This window comes from Pseudonocardia kongjuensis, assembly GCF_039526905.1.
GTDB lineage: Bacteria > Actinomycetota > Actinomycetes > Mycobacteriales > Pseudonocardiaceae > Pseudonocardia > Pseudonocardia kongjuensis.
On the sequence record NZ_BAAAJK010000060.1, the window covers coordinates 1 to 22,258 of the forward strand.

The following is a 22,258-nucleotide window of genomic DNA, read 5'->3' on the forward strand; positions in this document are numbered from 1 at the left end:
CGCCGCGCCGCGCCGCGCCGCGCCGCGCCGCGCCGCGCCGCGCCGGGCCGCCGGCCCCTGTCCGTGCGCCTGACCTGCCCGGCCCCCGCGTCACCCGGGCGCCGCGCCCGCCCAGGGCAGCAGCCGGACCCGCGGCGGGCGCAGCAGCACCAGCGGATCCAGATGGTCGAGCCGGTCGCGTCGCACACCCCAGTGCAGGCAGGCCGCGACCGGGCACCCGGGGTGGCCGGCCTCCAGCACCCCGAGCGGATCCCCCGGTGCGACGACGGTGCCCGCGGCCACGGTCGCCGTCACCGGCTCGTAGGTGCTGCGCAGGCCGTCCGGGTGGTCGACCGACACGACACCGCGCCCCGCGACCGGCCCGGCGAAGACGACGGTCCCCTCCCTCGCGGCGAGCACGGCCTGTCCCGGCCCGCCCGCGAGATCGGCGCCGCGGTGCCCCGGCCCGTAGCGGAACGTGGGAGCCCGGAACGCCCCGGTCACCACCGGGGGCGGATGCAGTGGCCAGGCGTACCGCGCGCCGGGAGCCGGGATCCCGGCACCCGCCGGGCGCGGCGGTGCGGGCGGGGCGACGGAGGTGACCGCCGTCCCCGCAGCGTCCGGGAGCGCCGGACCGGGGCGTGGAACCGGGCCGGCAGGGAGCTCCGAGCCGGCAGCGGGATCAGGGGGAGCCGGGGAAGCCGGGATGGCGGAGCCGGCCGGGGGAGCGGGGGGAGCCGGGATGGCGGAGCCGAGCGGGGGAGCGGGGGGAGCCGAGGTGGCCGAGTCGGCCGGGGGAGCGGGGGGAGCCGAGGTGGCGGAGCCGGCCGGGGGAGCCGGGGGAGCCGGGGTGGCGGAGCCGGCCGGAGGAACCGGCGCAACCGGTCCGGCCGGGGCCGCCGAGCCGCGATCCCGGAGCGGGCCCGCGTGTGCTGACCACGGCCCCGCGTGCGCGGACCGCGAGCCGGCGTGCGCGGACGGCGCGGACCACGAACCGGCGTGTGCGGACCACGGCCCCGCCGCGGCCGCCAGCGTGACCACCACGGCCACCCCGACCGCGACCACCCGGGCAGCCCTCCGCCCGCACCCGGCCCGGACCCACGGCACACCCCGCCCACCCGGGCCCGCCCCGGCGGGCCGGGCGCAGGACGCGAGGTCAGCGGTGCCGGATCCACCCCACGAGCCTGCGGCCACCGCGGCCCCTGCGACCGGCGGACCGCGCAGCTGTGGACGGATCCCGCACCTGTGGACACACCCCCGCGGGGACCGTGTGGCGCCGAACGGGCTCCGCCGCGATCGCCCGGACGGGCCGGGCGTACACTGGTACCCGCACCACGCTCTGTGTGGTGACTTCGCGCGCCCGCGTGCCCGCGTCGCCGTCGTTGCAGTGTCCCTGCAGGGTACGGCGCCGGGAGCGGAGGCCGGGCGGTCCCGCGGATCCGGTCGTCGAGCTCGTCTCGATGATCGGGGAACCGGGTCCGGTCCCGCCGCGGGCGCCAGGGCGGTCCACCCCACCGGGGGTCCCGCAGTGAACCGCACGCGCGGCGTCCGCCGCGCCCGAGAAGAGAGGTGAACGCAGGCCATGGCCGTCGTCACCATGAAGCAGCTGCTCGACAGCGGCGTGCACTTCGGGCACCAGACCCGTCGCTGGAACCCGAAGATGAAGCGCTACATCCTCACCGAGCGCAACGGCATCTACATCATCGACCTCCAGCAGACGCTGTCGTACATCGACCGCGCCTACGAGTTCGTGCGCGAGACCGTCGCGCACGGCGGGACGATCATGTTCGTCGGCACCAAGAAGCAGGCCCAGGAGGCCATCGCCGACGAGGCCGGCCGGGTCAACATGCCGTACGTGAACCAGCGCTGGCTGGGCGGCATGCTCACCAACTTCCAGACCGTGCACAAGCGGCTGCAGCGCCTCAAGGAGCTCGAGGCGATGGAGCAGACCGGCGGGTTCGAGGGTCGCACCAAGCGCGAGATCCTCACGCTGACCCGTGAGAAGGACAAGCTCGAGAAGACCCTCGGCGGTATTCGCGACATGTCCAAGGTCCCGTCCGCCGTCTGGATCGTGGACACCAAGAAGGAGCACATCGCCGTCGGCGAGGCCCGGAAGCTGAACATCCCGGTCGTCTCCATCCTGGACACCAACTGCGACCCGGACGAGGTCGACTTCCCGATCCCGGGCAACGACGACGCGATCCGCTCCGCCGCGCTGCTCACCAAGGTGATCGCGAAGGCGGCGGCCGACGGCCTGGTCGCCCGCGGTGCCCGCCGCGGCGAGGGCGAGGCCGCCACCGAGCAGCCGCTGGCCGAGTGGGAGCAGGACGTGCTGGCCGGCACCGAGGTCGCCACCGACGGTGCCGCCATCGCCGCCGCGGGCAGCGACGGTGCCGCCGCGACCGGCGGCGACGGCGCCTCCGCCGCGACCGCGCCCGCCACCTCCAGCAACGGCACCCAGAACTGACCGTCCGGGGATCGGGCCCGGTGACCACCGGGCCCGATCCCCGGTGCCGTTGCCGGTGATTCCCGGGCGACCCATTCCCGTCACGACCCAGAGGACGAGAGACACCTGATGGCGAACTACACCGCCGCCGACGTCAAGCGGCTCCGGGAGCTGACCGGCTCCGGGATGATGGACTGCAAGAAGGCCCTGGAGGAGTCCGAGGGCGACTTCGACAAGGCCGTCGAGCTCCTGCGCATCAAGGGCGCGAAGGACGTCGGCAAGCGCGCCGAGCGCGCCACGGCCAACGGCCTGGTCGTCGCCGAGGGCGGCATCATGGTCGAGCTGGACTGCGAGACCGACTTCGTCGCCAAGTCCGACGACTTCATCGTGCTGGCCGAGAAGATCCTGAAGGCCGCCGTCGAGCAGAAGCCCGCCGACCTGGCCGGGCTGGCCGAGGCGAAGCTCGACGACAAGACCGTCGGCGAGGCCGTCCAGGAGCTGTCCGCCCGGATCGGCGAGAAGTTCGAGCTCAAGCGCTACGTGAACGTCGACGGCCCGACCGCCGTCTACCTGCACAAGCGTTCGACCGACCTGCCCCCGGGCATCGGCGTCGTGCTGTCCTACGAGGGCGGCGACGACGAGGCGGCCCGCAGCCTGGCGATGCACGTCGCCGCCGCGCGCCCGCAGTACACCACCCGCGAGCAGGTCCCCGGCGATCTCGTCGAGAACGAGAAGCGCATCGCCGAGGCCACCGCCCGCGAGGAGGGCAAGCCCGAGCAGGTGCTGCCGCGGATCGTCGAGGGCCGGGTGAACGGCTTCTTCAAGGACATCGTGCTGCTGGAGCAGGCGTCCGTGCTCGACCCGAAGAAGTCCGTCAAGGCGGTCGCCGACGAGGCCGGCCTGACGGTCAAGGACTTCGTCCGCTTCGAGGTCGGCCAGGACTGATCCGGTCTCACCCCGCCCGGGCGGTGCGGTACGCGCCGCCCGGGCGGAGGGTGAGAGGATCGGTGTGGGAACAGCGAGTACGACAGGCCGGGGTGAAGCAACCGTGATCGACGAAACCCTCTTCGACGTCGAGGAGAAGATGGAGAAGGCCGTCACCGTCGCGCGGGACGACCTGACGTCCGTACGCACCGGCCGGGCGACGCCGAACATGTTCTCCCGGATCGTCGTCGACTACTACGGCGCCGCGACCCCGCTGAACCAGCTCGCGTCGGTCTCCATCCCGGAGGCCCGGATGGCCGTCATCAAGCCCTACGACGCCAGCCAGCTCAAGGCGATGGAGAAGGCGATCGCCGAGTCCGATCTCGGCGTCAACCCCAGCAACGACGGACAGATCATCCGGGTGATCATCCCCGCGCTGTCCGAGGAACGCCGCCGCGACATGGTCAAGGTCGCCCGCGGCAAGGGCGAGGACGCCCGGGTCGTCGTCCGTGGTCTGCGCCGTAAGGCGATGGACGAGCTGCACCGCATCCAGCGGGACGGCGAGGCCGGCGAGGACGAGGTCGTGCGCGCCGAGAAGGAGCTGCAGAACCTCACCGACCGGTACGTCGCCCAGGTCGACGAGCTGGTGAAGAACAAGGAATCCGAGCTCCTCGAGGTCTGACGCCCGGTGACCCCTTCTCCCGACGCCGCCGTCCCCGTGACGTCCGACCTGCCCGGTGAGGCACCGGCGGGCGCCGCGGCCACGGCCGGCGAGCCCCAGCTGGTCCGCGGGATGAAGGGCTACAAGCGGTCCCGGCTGGGCCGCAACCTGATCGCGGCGATCGCCGTCGGTGTCGGGCTGGGCGCGATCATCCTGCTCAGCCTGCTGATCGTGCCCGAGGGCTTCGTCGTCGTGCTCGCCGCGGTCACCGCGATCGGCACCTGGGAGCTGGCCGGCGCGCTGCGCCGCGGCGCCGGGATCCGGGTCTCGCTGCCGGTGCTGCTGGCCGGTGGGCAGGCCGTCGTCTGGCTGTCCTGGCCGTTCGGTGTGCGCGGCGCCGCGATCGCGCTCACCGCGACCGTCCTCGGCTGCCTGATCTGGCGGATGCGCGAGGGCGCCGCCCACTTCGTCCGGGACATCGGGGCGTCGCTGTTCGTCGCGGTCTACGTGCCGCTGCTGGTCGCCTTCGCGGTCCAGCTGACGGTCGCCCCGCAGGGCGTCGGCCGGGTGCTGACCTTCCTGCTCTGCGTGATCGCCTCCGACGTCGGCGGGTACGCCGCCGGGGTGGTCGCCGGCCGGCACCCGATGGCGCCGACGATCAGCCCGAAGAAGTCCTGGGAGGGCTTCGCCGGTTCGCTGGTCGCGGGCATGATCGCCGGGTCGCTGTGCGTGGCGCTGTTCTTCGGCGTCCCCTGGTACTGGGGGATCCTGGTCGGCGCCCTGCTGGTCGCCACCGCGACCCTCGGCGACCTGGTGGAGTCGCTGGTCAAGCGCGACCTCGGGATCAAGGACATGGGCACCCTGCTGCCGGGCCACGGCGGCCTGATGGACCGGCTGGACTCGTTGCTGCCCACCGCGTTCGTCGCCTGGGCGGTGCTCGGGCTCGTCGTCCCGGTCGCGTGAGCCGGAGCTACGCCGGCTTCGGCGGGCAGCCGCGGCCGGGCCCGGCCATCCCGAGCCCGAACATCTGGAACTGGCCCGAGATCTACGAGATCGAGAACCGCGCGCAGGACGCCGACGGCACCCTCTGGTCCGCCCTGCGCGAGGAGACCGGCGGCTGGGCCGGGCGGGACGTCGTCGACGTCGGCTGCGGTGACGGGTTCCACCTGCCCCGGTTCGCCGACGACGCGGCCACCGTCACCGGCGTCGAACCGCATCCGCCGCTGGTGCAGCGGGCCCGCCGCCGGTGCGCCGGCGACGACCGGATCACCGTGCTCGAGGGCGGGGCGGAGGCGCTGCCGCTGCCGGACGCCTCCGCCGACCTGGTGCACGCCCGCACCGCGTACTTCTTCGGGCCGGGCTGCGAGCCGGGCCTGGCCGAGGCGCAGCGGGTGCTGCGCCCCGGCGGCGTGCTCGCCGTCGTCGACCTGGACTTCACGTCCCGGCCGTACGGCACCTGGCTGCGGGCCGAGCTGCCCCGCTACGACCCGCCCGCGGTGGACCGGTTCTTCGCCCGGCACGGGTTCGCGCTGCGCCGGGTCGTCGCGACCTGGCGCTTCGAGCAGCGCTCCGACCTGGAGGAGGTGCTGCGCATCGAGTTCTCGAAGCGCACCGCCCGCCGCGCCATCGACGACGTCGCCGGGCTGACCCTCCGGGTCGGCTACCGGGTGCACACCCGGCGCCGGGCCACGACCGGCCCGGCCGGGCTGATCCTGCCCTGACGCCGGGCCCGGGCGGGCTCAGGCGAGGGTGATCGTCCCGTCGGCGACGGTCACCGGCCGCGACTCCAGCGGCTGCCGGGCCGGGCCCTGCAGCACCGCACCGTCCAGGCCGAACCGGCTGTCGTGGCACGGGCACACGATCACCCCGCCGGCCACCGAGCCGACCGCGCAGCCCTGGTGCGGGCAGACCGCGGACAGGCCGGTGAACTCGCCCTCGGTCGGCTGGGTGACCACGATCTGCTCGTCGGAGTAGATGGTGCCGCCGCCGACCGGGACCTCCGAGGCCGGGCCGAGCTCGGTGCCCGGCGCGCCGTCGGGGACGTCGCCGGTCTGCTGCTGGCCGCCGCCGTCGTCGGTGGTCGTGGTGCCGCCGCCACAGGCCGCGACCGCGCCGATCGCGACCGCCGCGCCGGCGCCGGCGAACACGGTGCGCCTGCCGACTCCGGGCCGGGTCGCGCGGGGGGCGTCGTCGGTCACCGGTCGTGCCTTCTCGGGGTGGGTCATCGTGCTCCTCGACGTGCGCCGGACCGGTCCGGCGTCGGTGGTGGTGTGCCGGGCGGGGTTCGGGGCCCACCCGAGCGGTCAGCGTCCCACGATGTCCGATTTCCGGTGGGGTGGGCGTCAAGCCCGACCGCTCACCGGCGGCGGGGGAGTGGCGGCGAACGGGCGACCGGTCTCGCTACCGTGGACCCATGCCGTACACCACGCGTCAGCCCTCGCTCGGTGTGCCGGCCCCGAGCCTGGAGATCGTCCTCGGCACGCTGGCCTGGACGGTCGGCGCCGGCGGTCTGGCCAGCGGGTTCGGCACCGTGCTCGTCGCGCTCGGCCTGTTCCTCGCCGCCTACATGTGGGTCGTCCGGCGGCGCAACGCCGCGATGGCCGTCACCCTGCACCCGGAGCGCAAGCGCCGGATGCAGCGGCTGATCCTGATCGGTGTCGCCGGCCTCGTGCTGCTGCCCGCGATCCTGGGGCTGGTCGGCTACCGGGAGATCTCGATCGCGGTGTCCGCCGCGCTGGTCGGGGTGCTGCTCATCCAGGCGTCCACCGTGCTGGAGGAGCGCAGCCTGGTCGCCACCGGCGCCCTGGTGCTGCTGATCGCCGCGTTCGGCGCGTTCCTCGCGCTGACCTGGACCGGCCAGGGCACCGGCTCGTCGCAGCCGGTGATCGGGCTCGGCGCCGGCATCGTGCTGTGGGTGGCGGCGCTGCGCAGGCTCGGGATCCTGGAGGACCTCGCACGGCGCTACAACCTGCGGATCCCCGGCCTGCGGTAGCCCGGCGCCGGGCTGGCACACTGGTGGGTGCCATGTCCAGCCTCCCGCTCGTCTTCGACGCCCCCCGCCGCGGCACGCCGCCCCGCCATCTCGCCGATCTCGACCCGGCGGAACGGGCGGCCGCCGCCGCCGACCTCGGGGTGCCGAAGTTCCGCCTGGACCAGCTGTCCCGGCACTACTTCGGCCGGCTGACCGCCGACGTCGAGGCGATGACCGATCTCAACGCCGACGCCCGCGGCAAGCTCGGTGCGCTGCTGCCGCCGCTGGTCACCCCGCTCACCGAGCAGGCCTGCGACGGCGGCGCCACCCGCAAGACGCTGTGGCGCGGTCACGACGGCGTGCTCGCCGAGATGGTGCTGATGCGCTACCCGGACCGGGCCACCGTCTGCATCTCCAGCCAGGCCGGCTGCGGGATGGCCTGCCCGTTCTGCGCGACCGGCCAGGGCGGTCTGCAGCGCAACCTGTCGACGGCCGAGATCGTCGACCAGGTGCGCCGGGCCGCCGCCGACGCCCGGGACGGCGTGCTGGACGAGCCCACCCGGCTGTCGAACGTGGTGTTCATGGGCATGGGCGAGCCGCTGGCGAACTACAAGCGGGTGGTCGCCGCCGTCCGCCGGATCACCTCGCCCGCCCCGGACGGGTTCGGCATCTCCGCCCGCGGCGTCACCGTCTCCACGGTCGGGCTGGTCCCGGCGATCGACCGGCTCCGCGAGGAGGGCATCCCGGTCACCCTGGCGGTCTCCCTGCACTGCCCGGACGACGAGCTGCGCGACACCCTGGTGCCGGTCAACAACCGGTGGAAGGTCGGCGAGGTGCTCGACGCCGCCCGCCGCTACGCCACCACCACCGGCCGCCGCGTCTCGATCGAGTACGCGCTCATCCGGGACGTCAACGACCAGCCGTGGCGCGCCGACCTGCTCGGGAAGCTGCTCCGGCAGCGGATCGGCACCTCCCGGGTGCACGTCAACCTGATCCCGCTCAACCCGACCCCGGGCAGCGAGTGGGACGCCTCGCCGAAACCGGTCGAGGAGGAGTTCGTGCGCCGGGTGCGGGCCGCAGGCGTCGCCTGCACCGTGCGGGACACCCGCGGCCAGGAGATCGACGCCGCCTGCGGCCAGCTCGCCGCCTCGCACCCGGCCGGGTGATCCCCGGCGACCGGCGGCCGTCGCCGGGCTAGGTTGGTCCGGTGCGGCACCCGACGAGGAACGGTCCGTGAGCGCACGGCTGTCCCTGATCACCTCCCGGGTGATCGAGTTCGCACTGGTGCTGCTCGGCGTCGCCGTGTTCATCGACGAGAACCTGGCGATCCTGCTGCTCTGGGACCTGCTCGCCGTGCTCTACCTGACGATCCGGGTGCGGCGGCTGGTCCGCAGCGCCCGCGACCGCGGCGGGACCGACGGCGGCTGGCTGCGGTCCGCGCTCGGCGGGCGCAGCGGGTTCCTGCTCACCACCATCACCAGCCTGGCCGGCATCACCGCCGGACTGATGATCGTGATCGGCGACCCGGACCCGGACCTGGAGCTCGCCGGTCAGCTCGCCGCCGTGCCCGCGGTGCTGCTGGCCTGGGCGATCCTGCACTTCGGCTACGCCGAGCGGTACGCCCGCGACTACTACGCGGCGCTGCCGGAGCGGATCCTGGTCTTCCCCGGCACCGACCGGCCGACGCTGGTCGACTTCGCCTACTTCTCGTTCGGCGTCGGCACCTCGTTCAACGTCTCCGACGTGCAGACCAACGGCTCGGCCGTCCGGTTCCGGCTGCTGGCGCACAGCGTGCTGGCGTTCCTCTACAACGCCGCGATCCTGGCGATCGCGATCGGCGTGATCAACGACCGGTGACGGCACCGCCCGGCGGCCCCCTCGCGCCGCCGGGCGGGCGTGCTCACAGGCGGGCGCCGGTCTCCGGGTGGAACAGGTGCAGCCCCTCCACCGACGGCGTCAGCGCCACCCGGTCCCCGCGGCGCGCCCCGGACCGGCCGCCGGTCCGGACCACGACCGCGTCGTCCTTCGAGCCGGTCAGCGACGCGGTCGCGGACAGGTCCCCGGACGACTCGGCGAGGGTGCCGTAGAGGTAGGCGTCCGATCCCAGCTCCTCGACGACGTCCACCCGGGCCGGGATGCCCTCGCCGCCGTCGGAGCCGACGCTCCACTGCTCGGGCCGGATGCCGAGGGTCACCGTGGTGAGCTGCTGGGCGCCGATCGTCGACCGCACGTCCTGCGGCAGGCCGATCTCGTGCCCGGCCAGCCGCACGCCGCGCTCGGTGACGGGCACGGTGAACAGGTTCATCGACGGCGAGCCGATGAAGCCCGCGACGAAGGCGTTGTCCGGCCGGTCGTAGAGATCGGCCGGGGTGGCGAACTGCTGCAGCTTGCCGTCCGCGAGCAGCGCGACCCGGTCACCCATCGTCATCGCCTCGACCTGGTCGTGCGTGACGTAGACGGTGGTCACCCCGAGCCTGCGCTGCAGCGCGGCGATCTCGGTGCGCGTCGACACCCGCATCTTGGCGTCCAGGTTGGACAGCGGCTCGTCCATCAGGAAGACCCGCGGCTCGCGGACGATCGCCCGGCCCATCGCGACCCGCTGCCGCTGCCCACCGGACAGCGCCCGCGGCTTGCGGTCGAGGAAGTCGGTGAGCCCGAGGATCTCGGCCGCCTCGCGGACCTTCGTCGCCCGCGCGTCCTTGTCCAGGCCGGCCATCTTCAGCGGGAACGCCATGTTCTCGCCGACCGTCTTGTTCGGGTAGAGCGCATAGTTCTGGAACACCATCGCGATGTCCCGGTCCTTCGACGGCACGCCGACCATGTTCTCGCCGTCGATCCGGATGGCGCCGCCGTCGATCTCCTCGAGCCCGGCCAGCATCCGCAGCGCGGTCGACTTGCCGGAGCCGGACGGCCCCACCAGGACGACGAACTCGCCGTCCTCCACGGTCAGGTCCAGCCGGTCGACCGCCGGCTTGGCGCCCGGGGTGTAGATCCGGCTCGCCTGGTCGAACACCACGTCAGCCACGGCGGGTTCCTCTCTGAACGGGACGGGGGCTCACTTGACGGCCCCGAAGGACAGGCCCTGCACCAGCTTGTTCTGCGCGATCCAGCCGATGATGACGACCGGCAGCGCGGCCACCGTGGCCGCGGCGCACAGGCTCGCGAAGTACAGGCCCTCGGAGGTGATGAAGCCGACCAGGTAGACCGGGACGGTCGCGGCCTGGGACGCGGTCAGGTTCACCGCGAAGAAGAACTCGTTCCAGCTGAAGATCATGCAGATCAGCGCGGTGGCGGCCATGCCGGGCGAGATGATCGGCAGCACGACCTCGCGCAGCGACCGCCACAGCGAGGCGCCGTCCATGCTGGCGGCCTCCAGGAGCTCCTTGGGGACCTCCAGGAAGAACGAGCGCATCATCCAGACCGCGATCGGCAGGTTCATCGCGGTGTAGAGCACGACCAGGGTCCAGATGTTGTCCAGCGCGCCGATGAAGTTCACCGCGACGTAGATCGGCACGATCGCCGCGACGATCGGCAGCATCTTCGTCGAGATGAAGAAGAACAGCACGTCCTGGGTGCGCTTGACCCGGCGCAGGCTCAGCGCGAACGCCGCCGGCGTGCCGAGCAGCAGCACCAGCGCGGTCGACATGAGCGTCGCGAACAGCGAGTTCAGCAGGTACGGGGTGACGCCGCCGCCGAACACCCCGGCGAACTGGTCCAGCGTCGGGGTGAAGAACAGGGTCGGCGGGTCGGTGTAGGCGTCGCGCTCCTGCTTGAACGCGGTGAGCACCATCCACAGCACCGGGAAGAAGAAGCCGATGCCGACGACCCAGGCCAGCACCGTCAGCAGGGTGCCGGTGGCGCGGCCGGTCGGCCGGGCGGGGGTGCCCGCGCCCGGCGTCGTGCGGGTGTCCCGGGCGTCGTCGGAGACCGCGGTCATCACGCCTCCTCGGTGGAGAAGCTACGGAAGATCAGGCGCAGGGCCAGGGTGGCGACGATGATCGTCGCGACCACGGTCACCACGCCCATCGCGGCCGACTCGCCGATGTCGAAGCCCAGGAAGGCGCGCTGGTAGATGTAGAACGGCAGGTTCGCGCTCGCCGTCCCCGGGCCGCCCTGGGTCATCATGTAGATCGTGTCGAACGTGTTCACCAGGTAGATCGCGCCGAGCACGACGCCCAGCTCGATGAACCGGCGCAGGTGCGGCAGGGTGACCTCGCGGAACACCGCGAAGCCGCCTGCCCCGTCCATCCGGGCGGCCTCGACCACCTCGGGCGGCTGCGAGCCGAGCCCGGCGAGCAGCAGCAGCATCATGAACGGCGTCCACTGCCACACCAGCGCGACGATCACCGCGGCCCGCGGGTAGCTGGAGATCCAGTCGGTGGTGCCGGCCCCGAACGGCCCGAGGACGAAGTTCACCAGGCCGTAGGTCGGGTCGAACATGACCGTCTGCCAGATCAGCGCGCCGGCCACCGGGGTGATCAGGAACGGCGTGATGATCAGCGTCCGGATCAGGCCGCGCCCCGGGAAGCTCCGGTTGAGCAGCAGCGCGATCGCCAGCCCGAGGACCATCGCGATCAGCACCGAGCCGAGCGTGAGCACGATCGAGTTCAGCGCCACGCCGCGGAACTGCGAGTCGGTGAAGACCGTCACGTAGTTGTCGAAGCCGACGAACCGCTGGCTGCCCGGGTTGACCAGGTTCCAGGACTGCGTCGAGTAGTAGATCGTGAACAGGAACGGCAGCTGCGTGACGACGATCGTGAAGATCAGCGCGGGCAGCAGCGGCCCGCGCCGGATCCAGCCGTCCCGGCGCGAGCCGGGACCGGCCGCGGGCCGCCCGGGCTTCGACGGCGCGGGTTCGGCGACATCGGCCGTGCCGCTGCGCGGGGTGCTCGTCTCCGAGGTGCTCACGGGTTCACCCCCTCCTGCTCCTGATAGCTCTCGCCGACGGTCTCGGCGTAGTTCTGGGCCTGTTCGAGGGCCTCATCGACGGTCTGCTGACCGGCGATCGCGGCCGAGATCTGCTGGCTGACCCGGGTGCCGAGGTCCTGGAACTCCGGGATCGCGAGGAACTGCACGCCGGTGTAGGGGACCGGGTCCCGGGTCGGGTTCTCCTGGTCGGCGTCGGTGATCGCCCGCTGGGTCTGCGGCGCGTAGGCCGCCGACGCCTCGATGTACTCGGGGATCTCGTAGGTCGACCGGCGGGCCCCCGGGGGCACCGAGGTCCAGCCGAACTCCTCGCCGACGAGCTGCTGATAGGGCTTCGACGTCATCCAGGACAGGAACTTCCAGGTCGCGTCGACCTGCTCGGGCCCCTTGTCCGCGGTGGTCTGCGGGATGGCCAGCGCCCACGAGTACAGCCAGCCGGACGGGCGGCCGTCGTCGCCGACCGGGGCCGGGGCGTAGCCGACGTTCCCGACGACCTGGGACTCCTCGGGGTTCTCCACCAGGCCTGCGGCGACGGTGGCGTCGTACCACATCGCGGCGTTGCCCTGGCTGAACTGGGTGCCGCACTCGGAGAAGCCGGCCTGCGCCGAGCCGGGGATGCCGTTCTCGCGCACCAGGTCGACGTAGAACTGGACGGCCTCGCGGACCTCGGGCGAGGTCAGCTGGGCGTTCCACTGCTCGTCGTACCAGCGGCCGCCGAAGGCGTTGATCACGGTGTCCAGCGGGGCCATCACCTCGCCCCAGCCGGGCAGCCCGCGCAGGCAGATCCCGGAGCGGTTCTGGTCCCGGTCGGTGAGCCGGTCGGCGAACTCGGCGACCTGCGGCCAGGTCGGCTGCTCGGGCATGGTCAGCCCGGCCTCGGCGAACAGGTCCGTGCGGTACATCAGGAACGAGGACTCGCCGTAGAACGGCACCGAGTACATGTGGCCGTCGGGGCCGGAGAGCGCGTCCCGGATGCTGGGGGTGAAGTCGTCCTGGTCGTAGCCCGGGGTGTCGGCCATCAGCGGGTCGAGATCGACCAGCCAGCCGTTCTCGGCCCACTGCGGGGTCTCGTAGTTCGAGATCATCACGGCGTCGAACTCGTCGCCGCCGGTGGCGACCGACGCGGTGATCTTCGCGCGGGCCTCGTTCTCGGACAGGCTCACGAAGCGCAGCCGGATGTCCGGGTTCTCGGCCTCGAAGCGCGGGGTGAGCGCGATCGCGTCCTCCATCTGCGGGTTGGAGACGATCGCGATGGTCACCACCCGGGCGCCCTCCGGCAGGCCCAGCGCACCGGCGCCGGCGCACGCGGAGAGGACCAGTGAGAGGGCGGCGAGCAGGGCGGCGGCGACGGCGGGCCGTCGGCGGCGGCGGGTTGTGGTCCCGGGGGTCACGGCGACTGGTTCCGTTCGGCTCGGCCGTTCCTCACGGCGCTCTCCTCGTCGTCGAGGGGTGTGATCTTCTGGTAAACACTGTGATTCTGCACACGTCCATTCGGCGGACTCGTGTACGGTATGCGCGAAGTAACCGCTTGCGCAAGCGCTTGCCTGCATTGGGCGGTCGAACCGTGACCGGAGGTGCACCATCGCGACCATGGCCGAGGTCGCCCGGCTCGCCGGGGTGTCCACCGCGACCGTCTCGCACGTCCTGAACGGCACCCGCCCGGTCCGGGAGGACACCCGCAGGCAGGTGCTGGCGGCGATGGAGAAGGTGCAGTACACGCCGAACGCGGCGGCCCGGTCGCTGGCCACCGCCCGCACCCGCACGCTCGGGCTCGCGCTGTCCGCGATCTCCAACCCGTACCTGGGGGAGCTGCTGCACGCGGTGGAGGACGAGTCCGCCGCGGCCGGATACACGCTGCTGCTCGCCGACCCGCACGACGACCCCGGCTACGAGGCGACCGCCGTCGCCCGGCTGCGCAGCCGGGTCGACGGGGTGCTGCTCGCGCCGTCCGCGGACTCGGCCGGCACCCTGGCCGCGCTCGCCGCGCAGAAGGTGCCGACGGTGCTCGTGGACCGGATGCTCGGCGGCGGGCACGACGAGGTCGGCACCGAGAACGTCGAGCCGGTGGCCGGGCTGGTGGAGCACCTCGCGGCGGCCGGCAACAGCCGGATCGGCTACGTCGCCGGGCACGCCGGGCTGGCCACCACGGTCGAGCGGCTGGCCGGGTACCGGCTCGGGCTGCAGCGCGCCGGACTGACGTACTCGCTGGTCGTGGAGGGCCACTCGGAGGCGGAACCGGCCCGCCGGGCGGTCCGCGGGCTGCTGGACCGGCCGGACCGCCCGGCCGCGCTGGTCACCGGGAACAACGCGATGACGATCGGCGCGGTGCAGGCCGCGCACGACGTCGGCCTGCGCATCCCCGGCGACATCGCACTCGCCGCGTTCGACGACTTCCCGTGGGCGGACGCGTTCAGCCCGCGGCTGACCGTGGTCGCGCAGCCGTTCGCCCGGATCGGCCGGGAGGCGGTGCGGCTGCTGCTGCGCCGGATGGCCGAGCCCGACGCCGAGCCGCGGTCGGTGCGGCTGCCGACCCGGTTCGTGCACCGCGAGTCCTGCGGCTGCCGGTCCTGAGCGGGACCCCGGCCCGACCATGATCCCTGTTCCGGGAGTCCTGGAGCGTGATCCGCGCAGCGCGGCGTCGCGGGGCGGGCGGGATCGGCGGAACGGGTTCGCCGGAGCGACGGGCCCGGGGTCAGCCGCGGCCGGCCAGCACCTCGTCCAGGTCGAAGCGCACCGGGCGTTCCAGCTGCTCGTAGGTGCACGACCCCGGCTCCCGGTCCGGGCGCCACCGCACGAACTGGGTGGTGTGCCGGAACCGGGCCCCCTCCATGTAGTCGTAGCGCACCTCGACCACCCGCTCCGGGCGCAGCGGCACGAACGACAGGTCCTTGCCCGCGTTCCACCGGCTGCCCTCCGACTTGCGCGGCGTGCGCTCGCCCTCCAGCTGCTTCGCCCAGGCCCACGGGTGCGAGTCGAAGTCGGTGACCAGCGGTGCCAGCTCGGTCATCAGCTCGCGCCGCCGCGCCATCGGGAACGCGCCGACCACGCCGACCGACGCCAGCACGCCGCGCTCGTCGTACAGGCCGAGCAGCAGCGACCCGACGGCGTCCGGCCCGGACTTGTGCACCCGGTACCCGGCGAGCACGCAGTCCGCTGTGCGCTCGTGCTTGACCTTCGTCATCACCCGCTTGTCCGGCTGGTAGGTGCCCTGCGGGTCCTTCGCGATCAGCCCGTCCAGGCCGGCGCCCTCGAAGCGCTCGAACCAGCGTCGCGCGGTGCCGGTGTCGTCGGTGATCGGGGTGAGGTGCACCGGCGGGGCGGCGTCGGCGAGCGCCTCCTCCAGCCGGGCCCGGCGCTGCGCGAACGGCAGCCCGGTGAGGTCCTCGTCGCCGAGCGCGAGCAGGTCGAACGCGACGAACGACGCCGGTGTCTCGTTCGAGAGCAGCGTGACCCGGCTGGCGGCGGGATGGATCCGCTGCTGCAGCGCCTCGAAGTCGAGGGTGTTGTTCGCCCGGTCGGCGACCACGATCTCCCCGTCGATCACCGCGCGCGGCGGGAAGTTCGCCAGCACCGCCTCGACGACCTCGGGGAAGTAGCGGGTCATCGGTCGCTCGTTGCGGGAGCCGATCTCGACCTCGTCGCCGTCCCGGAAGACGATCGAGCGGAAGCCGTCCCACTTGGGTTCGTAGAGCCGGCCGTCCGGGATCGACGGCGCGGGCTTGGCCAGCATCGGCTTCACCGGGGGCATCACGGGCAGGTCCACGGCGGGCAGTCTCCTCTCGGTCGGGCGCGACGGCACGACGGCGCACCCACCCGGGTGGACCGGCCCGGCGGCGCGAACTGATCGGCGGCGTGCTGGACTGCCCCGATGGGACGCGCCGACGGTCACGATCCGGGGCCGTCCCGGGCCGAGCTCGAGCGGGCCCGCGACCGGACGATCCCCGACGTGCTCCCCGGCCCCGGCGACCCGCCGCTGCGGGTGCTGTTCTGCGGGATCAACCCGGGCCTGCTCTCGGCCGCCACCGGCCACCACTTCGCGCGGCCCGGGAACCGCTTCTGGCCGGTGCTGCACGACTCCGGGTTCACCCCGCGGCTGCTGCGTCCCGGCGAGCAGGGCGAGCTGGCCGGGCTCGGCCTGGGGATCACGAACATGGCGCCGCGGGCCACCGCCCGCGCCGACGAGCTCACCGACGACGAGCTGGTCGCCGGTGGCAGGCGGCTGCGCGAGCTGGTCGCGCGGCACCGGCCGGGATGGCTCGCGGTGGTCGGGATCGGCGCCTACCGGACCGCGTTCGGGCGCCGCGACGCCCGGGTGGGGGAGCAGCCCGACCGGCTCGGGGACACCGGGGTGTGGGTGCTGCCCAACCCGTCCGGGCTGAACGCGCACTGGAGCCGCGCGGCGATGGCCGCCGAGTTCGGCAGGCTGCGCGGGCGCGCCGGGGAGCCGGGGTCCGGCGCGCGCGGCTAGGAGGCAGGCGGCGTCGTCGCGCGCAGGAACAGCCCCACGCCGAACCCGACGACCAGGAACACCGGCACCCACCACCAGGTGTCGGTCAGCGTCCAGACGACGGCGCCGACCACCAGCCCGCCGCCGATGCCGTAGCCGAGCCGGTGCAGCTGGTTGCGGCGGTGCTCGTCGTCCATCCGCTGTCCCCTCCCGTTCGCGGTGCGGATCAGGCGGAGCCGCGCCGGTCGACCATCATCCCGATCAGGAGCCCGGCCAGCAGACCGAGCCCGGGGAACAGCCACCAGTTGCCGGACAGCACCGCGAGCGCGCCCCCGGCGAGCAGCCCGAACGCCACGCCCCACGCGATCCCCGGGTTCTCCTCCACGGCCCGGCCCTACGTGCCCGGATCGTCGAGGTCGGGCAGGTCGGGCGGGCCGTCGCGGGCGTCCCGGTCGGCCCACTCCAGCAGCGGGTCGATCGGGAACGCGGAGTCGTCGATACCGGAGTGCAGGTCACCGAGCTCGGCGTAGCGGGCCGGCATCGTCGCGATCGTGAAGTCGCCGGGCTCGCAGGCGTCGATCTCGTCCCAGCGGACCGGCGCCGAGACCCGCGCGTCCGGGGTGCCGCGCACCGAGTAGGCACAGGCGATCGTGTGGTCGCGGGCGTTCTGGTTGTAGTCGACGAAGATCTTCGACGGGTCCCGGTCCTTGCGCCACCAGGACAGGTCGACGCGATCGCAGCGCCGGCCCACCTCGCGGGCGAACGCGTGCGCGGCCCGGCGGACGTCGGCGAACCCGTGATCGGCCGGGATCCGCACGTACACGTGCAGTCCGGCGCCGCCGGAGGTCTTCGGGTAGCCGGTCGCGCCCAGCTCGTCGAGCACCTCGTGCACCACACCGGCGACCCGCCGGACGTCCGCCCAGGACGACGACGGCATCGGGTCCAGGTCGATCCGCCACTCGTCGGGGGACTCGACGTCGGCGGCGCGGGAGTTCCACGGGTGGAACTCGACGGTGGACATCTGGACCGCCCAGATCACGTCGGCCAGGTGCGCGACGCACAGCTCGTCGGCGGTGCGGTGGTAGCGCGGGAAGTGCACGCGCACGGTGCGCACCCAGTCCGGCGCGCCGCGCGGCAGCCGCTTCTGGTGCACCTTCTCCCCGGTGACGCCGGTGGGGAAGCGGTGCAGCATGCACGGCCGGTCGCGCAGGGCGCGGACCACGCCGTCGCCGACCGCGGTGTAGTACGCGGCCAGGTCCCGCTTCGTCTCGCCGCGGGCCGGGAAGTAGACCCGGTCCGGGCTGGACAGCCGCACGACGCGGTCGCCGATCGTCAGCTCGACCGGCGCACCCGCATCGGTGGCCACGGCGGGATCAGTGGCGCCAGCTGCGCCGCTTGTAGATCGGGTGTGCGACGGCGCCGACCAGGCAGACCAGGGCCGGGACACCCATGAAGAGGAACTCGGTCCAGCTGATCGGGTGCCCGATCGTGAACAGCAGCAGCGTGATCCCGACGAGACCGGCCGCGATCGGCAGGCCCTTGGTGAAGTTCTGGTGCCAGCCCCAGTCGACCGAGGGCTCCGCCTCGGGATCGACGCCCGACCGGACCGCGACCTCGCGTGTGTTGCTCGCCACGTGCTTCCTCCCGTTACGTCCCGCCGCAGACCGGGGCCATCGTCGCACAGCGACCGCACCGGGGATGATGGGCAGTGATGAAGTCACTCGTCGTGGTGGGCAGCACCGGTTCGATCGGCACCCAGGCCCTCGATGTGATCACCCGCGCCGGCGGGTTCACCGTCTCCGGGCTGGCCGCGGGCGGGTCCGACGTGCCCGCGCTGGTCGCCCAGGTGCGTGCGCACGACGTGCCCCGGGTCGCGGTGTCCTCGCGCGGGGCCGCTGCGCAGCTGCGGGCCGCGCTGCCCGGCGTCGAGGTGCTCGACGGCCCGGAGGCCGCCACCGAGCTGGTCACCGCCTGCGGCGCCGACGTCGTGCTGAACGGGGTCACCGGGTCCCGCGGGCTCGGCCCGACCCTGGCCGCGCTGGCGACCGGCGCCCGGCTGGCGCTGGCGAACAAGGAGTCGCTGGTCGCCGGTGGGCCGCTGGTGCTGGCGGCGGCGCAGCCCGGGCAGATCGTGCCGGTCGACTCCGAGCACTCGGCGCTGGCCCAGTGCCTGCGCGGCGAGCGGGCCACCGAGGTGGACCGGCTCGTGCTGACCGCGTCCGGCGGGCCGTTCCGCGGCCGCACCCGGGCCTCGCTCGCCGACGTCACCGTCGAGCAGGCGCTGCAGCACCCGACCTGGGCGATGGGCCCGGTCATCACGATCAACTCGGCGACCCTGGTCAACAAGGGCCTGGAGGTGATCGAGGCGCACCTGCTGTTCGGTATCGGCTACGACCGGATCGACGTCACCGTGCACCCGCAGTCGATCGTGCACTCGATGGTCACCTTCGCCGACGGCTCGACGATGGCCCAGGCGTCCCCGCCGGACATGCGGCTGCCGATCGCGCTGGCGCTGGGCTGGCCGGACCGGCTGCCCGGCGCGTCCACCCCCTGCGACTTCAGCCGGGCGCAGAGCTGGACCTTCGAGCCGCTCGACGACGACGCGTTCCCCGGCGTCCGGCTGGCCCGCGCCGCCGGGAGCGCCGGGGGCTGCCTGCCCGCCGTGCTGAACGCCGCGAACGAGGAGCTCGTCGAGGCGTTCGTGCGCGGCCGGATCGGCTATCTCGGGATCACCGACCTGCTCGCCGAGGTCCTGGAGGCGGCCGACGCCTGGACGGGTGACCCGGCTACCGTTGCGGACGTGCTGGCGGCGGAGGAATGGGCCCGCGCCCATGCGAGGGAGAAGGCGGGTTCGTGACCATCTTCTGGACGATCGTCGGGATCGCGATCTTCTTCGTCGGGTTGCTGATCTCGATCGCCTGGCACGAGCTCGGGCACTTCGCGACCGCCCGCTGGTTCGGCATCAAGGTGCCCGAGTTCATGGTCGGCTTCGGCCGGACGGTCTGGTCGGTCCGCCGCGGCGAGACCGAGTACGGGATCAAGGCGATCCCGCTCGGCGGCTACGTCCGGATGATCGGGATGCTGCCCCCGGCGCCGGGCCGTGGCCGGCTCGGCCGCAGCCGGCGCACCGGGCCGTTCCAGGGCCTGATGGACGACGCCAGGGCCCAGTCCCAGATGGACGTGCGGCCCGAGGACGCCGACCGGCAGTTCTGGACCCGCTCGCCGTGGAAGCGGATCGTCGTCATGTTCGCCGGGCCGTTCATGAACCTGATCCTCGCGGTCGCCCTGTTCGCGACGGTGCTGATGGGCGTCGGGACGTTCCAGGTCGGCACCCAGGTGGCGGCGGTCAACGAGTGCGTGGTGCCTGCGGCGGTCGTCGCCGAGCAGGAGGCGCCGCCGGCCGAGTGCCCGGCCGGTGCCCCGCCCACCCCGGCGCTGGCCGCCGGCATCCAGCCGGGTGACCGGATCGTCGCCTTCGACGGCCGTCCGGTCGCCGAGAACGCCGGGCCCGGCCTGCAGGAGTCGATCCGGGCGTCGTCCGGGCCGATGCCGATCACCGTCGAGCGCGGTGGGCAGCAGCTGAACCTGACCGTCGACGTCATCGACAACACCCTCGCCGACCTGAACCCGCGCAACCGCGGCCAGACGGTGACCGCCGGCTTCCTCGGCGTGGAGCTGAGCCAGGGCTACTACCGGCTCGGGCCGGACCAGGTCGTCGAACGGGTCGGCGAGATGATCACCGGCACCGCCGAGGCGATCACCCAGATCCCGGCCCGGGTGCCCGCGCTGTTCGGCGCGGCGTTCCTCGGCGAGGAGCGGGCCCAGGACAGCCCGATGGGCGTGGTCGGGGTGTCAAGGATCGGCGGCGAGATCCTGTCCCAGGAGGGCGTGCCCTGGCAGGACAATCTCGGGCTGTTCCTCAGCATGCTGGCCGCGGTCAACATCTCGTTGTTCCTGCTCAACCTGCTGCCGATCCCGCCGCTGGACGGCGGCCAGATCGTCCCGGCGATCTGGGAGTCGATCAAACGCAACACCGCGCAGGCGCTCGGCAGACCCGATCCCGGGCCGGTGGACGCGGCGAGACTGCTGCCCTTCGCCTACGTGTTCGTCCTCGTGTTCCTGGGCTTCAGCCTGATGGTCGCGGTCGCCGACATCGTCAACCCGGTGCGGATCTTCGGATGAGCCCGGAGCACGACCTCCGCCCGCTGGCGGTGTTCGACATCGACGGCGTGCTGGCCGACGTCTCGCACCGGCTGCACTTCCTCGACGTGCACCGGTGGGAGAAGTTCTTCGCCGCCGCGCACGCCGATCCGCTGCTGGAGGAGGGTGCCCAGCGGCTGGCGGCGGCGCTGGAGCGCTACGACGTCGTCTACCTGACCGGGCGCCCGGAGCGGAACCGGCGGCTCACCGAGGACTGGCTGGCCGGGTTCGGCCTGGCCACCGGGCCGCTGTACATGCGGCCCGACGACGACCACCGCCCGGCCCGCTACGTCAAGCGCGAGGTGCTGCGCCGGCTCGCGCGGGACCGGGAGATCGCGATGATCATCGACGACGACCCGGCCGTCGTGCGGGTGCTGGCCGACGACGGCTGGCCGGTCGAGCTGGCCACCTGGCTGCCGCACTCGTCGACCCTGCAGGACGCCCAGGAGAAGCACGGCCGCACCTGACCGGGGTGCGTCCGCTCACCGGGAACGGCGGCCCGCCCGCGGCGATGGGATAGTGGTGGTCGTGAGCGTCTCCCTGGGTATGCCGTCCGCGCCAGCCCCGACCCTCGCCCCGCGGCGCAGGACCCGTCAGCTGCAGGTCGGCCCGGTCGGTGTCGGTTCCGAGCACCCGATCTCCGTGCAGTCGATGACGACCACCCTGACCTCCGACATCAACGCGACGCTGCAGCAGATCGCCGAGCTGACCGCGTCCGGCTGCGACATCGTGCGGGTGGCCTGCCCGTCCGCCGACGACGCCGAGGCGCTGCCCGCGATCGCCAAGAAGTCGCAGATCCCGGTGATCGCCGACATCCACTTCCAGCCGAAGTACGTGTTCGCCGCGATCGAGGCCGGCTGCGCGGCCGTCCGGGTCAATCCGGGCAACATCCGCAAGTTCGACGACCAGGTCAAGGAGATCGCCCAGGCGGCCAAGGACCACGGCACCCCGATCCGGATCGGGGTCAACGCCGGTTCGCTGGACAAGCGGCTGATGGACAAGTACGGCAAGGCCACCCCGGAGGCGCTCGCCGAGTCCGCGCTGTGGGAGGCGGGCCTGTTCGCCGAGCACGACTTCCACGACATCAAGATCTCGGTGAAGCACAACGACCCGGTCGTCATGGTGCGCGCCTACGAGCTGCTCGCCGAGCAGTGCGACTACCCGCTGCACCTGGGCGTCACCGAGGCCGGGCCGGCGTTCCAGGGCACCATCAAGTCGGCGGTCGCGTTCGGCGCGCTGCTGCGCCAGGGGATCGGCGACACGATCCGGGTGTCGCTGTCCGCCCCGCCGGTCGAGGAGATCAAGGTCGGCCAGCAGATCCTGGAGTCGCTGAACCTGCGCCCGCGCCGGCTGGAGATCGTCTCCTGCCCGTCCTGCGGGCGCGCCCAGGTCGACGTCTACAAGCTCGCCGACGAGGTCACCGCCGGTCTGACCGGCATGGAGGTGCCGCTGCGGGTGGCCGTCATGGGCTGCGTCGTGAACGGGCCGGGGGAGGCCCGCGAGGCCGACCTCGGGGTCGCCTCCGGCAACGGCAAGGGCCAGATCTTCGTCAAGGGCGAGGTCATCAAGACCGTCCCCGAGCACAAGATCGTGGAGACCCTGATCGAGGAGGCCATGCGGCTCGCCGAGGACATGGGCGAGACCGTCCCGGGCGAACCACAGGTGACGGTCGGCTGATCGTTGTACGGCGTGGCATCATGAGTC

Annotated in this window: 25 protein-coding genes; 14 read left to right on the forward strand and 11 right to left on the reverse strand. The window is 73.1% G+C overall.

Features of this window, described 5'->3' with window-relative positions:
* Positions 1-90: 90 nt before the first annotated feature.
* Complete coding sequence (locus ABD160_RS32200; protein ID WP_344030187.1) at positions 91-486, reverse strand: M23 family metallopeptidase; 396 nt, start codon at positions 484-486, stop codon at positions 91-93.
* A gap of 1,075 nt (positions 487-1,561) precedes the next feature.
* On the opposite strand from ABD160_RS32200, the gene rpsB reads away from it, so the two are divergent.
* From rpsB to ABD160_RS32225, 5 genes are all read left to right on the forward strand, one after another.
* Positions 1,562-2,446: a 30S ribosomal protein S2 gene (rpsB, locus tag ABD160_RS32205; RefSeq protein WP_344030190.1), complete on the forward strand. Its 885-nt coding sequence runs from the start codon at positions 1,562-1,564 to the stop codon at positions 2,444-2,446.
* Positions 2,447-2,554: 108 nt separating this feature from the next.
* The gene (gene tsf, locus ABD160_RS32210) at positions 2,555-3,370 is read left to right on the forward strand and encodes a translation elongation factor Ts (RefSeq protein WP_344030193.1); all 816 of its coding nucleotides are present in this window, start codon (positions 2,555-2,557) and stop codon (positions 3,368-3,370) included.
* A 103-nt stretch (positions 3,371-3,473) separates the two neighbouring features.
* On the forward strand, positions 3,474-4,031 hold the full coding sequence (frr, locus tag ABD160_RS32215; RefSeq protein WP_344030195.1) for a ribosome recycling factor: 558 nt from the start codon (positions 3,474-3,476) through the stop codon (positions 4,029-4,031).
* Between the two features lie 6 nt (positions 4,032-4,037).
* Complete coding sequence (locus tag ABD160_RS32220; protein WP_344030198.1) at positions 4,038-4,973, forward strand: phosphatidate cytidylyltransferase; 936 nt, start codon at positions 4,038-4,040, stop codon at positions 4,971-4,973.
* On the forward strand, positions 4,970-5,731 hold the full coding sequence (locus ABD160_RS32225; protein WP_344030201.1) for a class I SAM-dependent methyltransferase: 762 nt from the start codon (positions 4,970-4,972) through the stop codon (positions 5,729-5,731). Before ABD160_RS32220 ends, ABD160_RS32225 begins: the two co-directional genes overlap by 4 nt.
* An 18-nt stretch (positions 5,732-5,749) precedes the next feature.
* Here ABD160_RS32225 and ABD160_RS32230 read toward each other — a convergent pair whose 3' ends face one another.
* Complete coding sequence (locus tag ABD160_RS32230; RefSeq protein ID WP_344030204.1) at positions 5,750-6,235, reverse strand: Rieske (2Fe-2S) protein; 486 nt, start codon at positions 6,233-6,235, stop codon at positions 5,750-5,752.
* A gap of 188 nt (positions 6,236-6,423) precedes the next feature.
* On the opposite strand from ABD160_RS32230, the gene ABD160_RS32235 reads away from it, so the two are divergent.
* From ABD160_RS32235 to ABD160_RS32245, 3 genes are all read left to right on the forward strand, one after another.
* Entirely contained in the window at positions 6,424-7,002 is a 579-nt protein-coding gene (locus ABD160_RS32235; protein ID WP_344030207.1) for a hypothetical protein, read from the forward strand.
* 32 nt (positions 7,003-7,034) lie between these two features.
* Positions 7,035-8,147: a dual-specificity RNA methyltransferase RlmN gene (gene rlmN / locus ABD160_RS32240; protein ID WP_344030210.1), complete on the forward strand. Its 1,113-nt coding sequence runs from the start codon at positions 7,035-7,037 to the stop codon at positions 8,145-8,147.
* 67 nt (positions 8,148-8,214) lie between these two features.
* Positions 8,215-8,838 carry a DUF1345 domain-containing protein gene (locus ABD160_RS32245; RefSeq protein WP_344030213.1) on the forward strand — a complete coding sequence of 208 codons (624 nt, stop codon included), beginning with the start codon at positions 8,215-8,217 and terminating at the stop codon, positions 8,836-8,838.
* A gap of 43 nt (positions 8,839-8,881) precedes the next feature.
* Here ABD160_RS32245 and ABD160_RS32250 read toward each other — a convergent pair whose 3' ends face one another.
* From ABD160_RS32250 to ABD160_RS32265, 4 genes are read right to left on the reverse strand one after another with little or no spacing between them, the layout of a single operon-like run.
* Positions 8,882-10,006, reverse strand: coding sequence for an ABC transporter ATP-binding protein (locus ABD160_RS32250; protein ID WP_344030216.1), 1,125 nt, complete (start codon positions 10,004-10,006; stop codon positions 8,882-8,884).
* A 30-nt stretch (positions 10,007-10,036) separates the two neighbouring features.
* Positions 10,037-10,918 (reverse strand): carbohydrate ABC transporter permease, encoded by an 882-nt coding sequence (locus ABD160_RS32255; RefSeq protein ID WP_344030219.1) that lies wholly within the window; start codon positions 10,916-10,918, stop codon positions 10,037-10,039.
* Positions 10,918-11,889: a carbohydrate ABC transporter permease gene (locus ABD160_RS32260; protein ID WP_425563701.1), complete on the reverse strand. Its 972-nt coding sequence runs from the start codon at positions 11,887-11,889 to the stop codon at positions 10,918-10,920. The genes ABD160_RS32255 and ABD160_RS32260 overlap by 1 nt, the downstream gene beginning before the upstream one ends.
* Positions 11,886-13,298, reverse strand: a complete 1,413-nt coding sequence (locus ABD160_RS32265) for an ABC transporter substrate-binding protein (protein ID WP_344030221.1) — start codon at positions 13,296-13,298, stop codon at positions 11,886-11,888. The genes ABD160_RS32260 and ABD160_RS32265 overlap by 4 nt, the downstream gene beginning before the upstream one ends.
* Positions 13,299-13,497: 199 nt before the next feature.
* Between ABD160_RS32265 and ABD160_RS32270 the strand changes: the two genes are divergently transcribed.
* Positions 13,498-14,478, forward strand: coding sequence for a LacI family DNA-binding transcriptional regulator (locus ABD160_RS32270; RefSeq protein WP_344030224.1), 981 nt, complete (start codon positions 13,498-13,500; stop codon positions 14,476-14,478).
* 121 nt (positions 14,479-14,599) lie between these two features.
* Here ABD160_RS32270 and ABD160_RS32275 read toward each other — a convergent pair whose 3' ends face one another.
* On the reverse strand, positions 14,600-15,670 hold the full coding sequence (locus ABD160_RS32275; RefSeq protein WP_344030226.1) for an ATP-dependent DNA ligase: 1,071 nt from the start codon (positions 15,668-15,670) through the stop codon (positions 14,600-14,602).
* Between the two features lie 105 nt (positions 15,671-15,775).
* Here ABD160_RS32275 and mug point away from each other — a divergent pair, with 105 nt between their 5' ends.
* Positions 15,776-16,375, forward strand: coding sequence for a G/U mismatch-specific DNA glycosylase (mug, locus tag ABD160_RS32280; RefSeq protein ID WP_344030228.1), 600 nt, complete (start codon positions 15,776-15,778; stop codon positions 16,373-16,375).
* On the opposite strand, the gene ABD160_RS32285 is transcribed toward mug, so the two are convergent.
* The 4 genes from ABD160_RS32285 to ABD160_RS32300 are packed head-to-tail and all read right to left on the reverse strand — an operon-like array spanning position 16,372 to position 17,988.
* Positions 16,372-16,551 carry a hypothetical protein gene (locus ABD160_RS32285; protein WP_344030231.1) on the reverse strand — a complete coding sequence of 60 codons (180 nt, stop codon included), beginning with the start codon at positions 16,549-16,551 and terminating at the stop codon, positions 16,372-16,374. The genes mug and ABD160_RS32285 overlap by 4 nt on opposite strands.
* A 29-nt stretch (positions 16,552-16,580) precedes the next feature.
* Positions 16,581-16,739, reverse strand: a complete 159-nt coding sequence (locus ABD160_RS32290; protein ID WP_344030234.1) for a hypothetical protein — start codon at positions 16,737-16,739, stop codon at positions 16,581-16,583.
* A 9-nt stretch (positions 16,740-16,748) separates the two neighbouring features.
* Entirely contained in the window at positions 16,749-17,720 is a 972-nt protein-coding gene (ligD, locus tag ABD160_RS32295) for a non-homologous end-joining DNA ligase (protein ID WP_344030237.1), read from the reverse strand.
* A gap of 7 nt (positions 17,721-17,727) precedes the next feature.
* Positions 17,728-17,988, reverse strand: coding sequence for a DUF2631 domain-containing protein (locus ABD160_RS32300; protein WP_344030240.1), 261 nt, complete (start codon positions 17,986-17,988; stop codon positions 17,728-17,730).
* 77 nt (positions 17,989-18,065) lie between these two features.
* Between ABD160_RS32300 and dxr the strand changes: the two genes are divergently transcribed.
* From dxr to ispG, 4 genes are all read left to right on the forward strand, one after another.
* Positions 18,066-19,211 carry a 1-deoxy-D-xylulose-5-phosphate reductoisomerase gene (dxr, locus tag ABD160_RS32305; protein WP_344030243.1) on the forward strand — a complete coding sequence of 382 codons (1,146 nt, stop codon included), beginning with the start codon at positions 18,066-18,068 and terminating at the stop codon, positions 19,209-19,211.
* Entirely contained in the window at positions 19,208-20,536 is a 1,329-nt protein-coding gene (locus ABD160_RS32310; protein ID WP_344030246.1) for a M50 family metallopeptidase, read from the forward strand. The genes dxr and ABD160_RS32310 overlap by 4 nt, the downstream gene beginning before the upstream one ends.
* Positions 20,533-21,021, forward strand: a complete 489-nt coding sequence (locus ABD160_RS32315; protein ID WP_344030249.1) for a phosphatase domain-containing protein — start codon at positions 20,533-20,535, stop codon at positions 21,019-21,021. The genes ABD160_RS32310 and ABD160_RS32315 overlap by 4 nt, the downstream gene beginning before the upstream one ends.
* 61 nt (positions 21,022-21,082) lie before the next feature.
* Positions 21,083-22,231, forward strand: coding sequence for a flavodoxin-dependent (E)-4-hydroxy-3-methylbut-2-enyl-diphosphate synthase (gene ispG, locus ABD160_RS32320; RefSeq protein ID WP_344030252.1), 1,149 nt, complete (start codon positions 21,083-21,085; stop codon positions 22,229-22,231).
* Positions 22,232-22,258 lie beyond the last annotated feature (27 nt).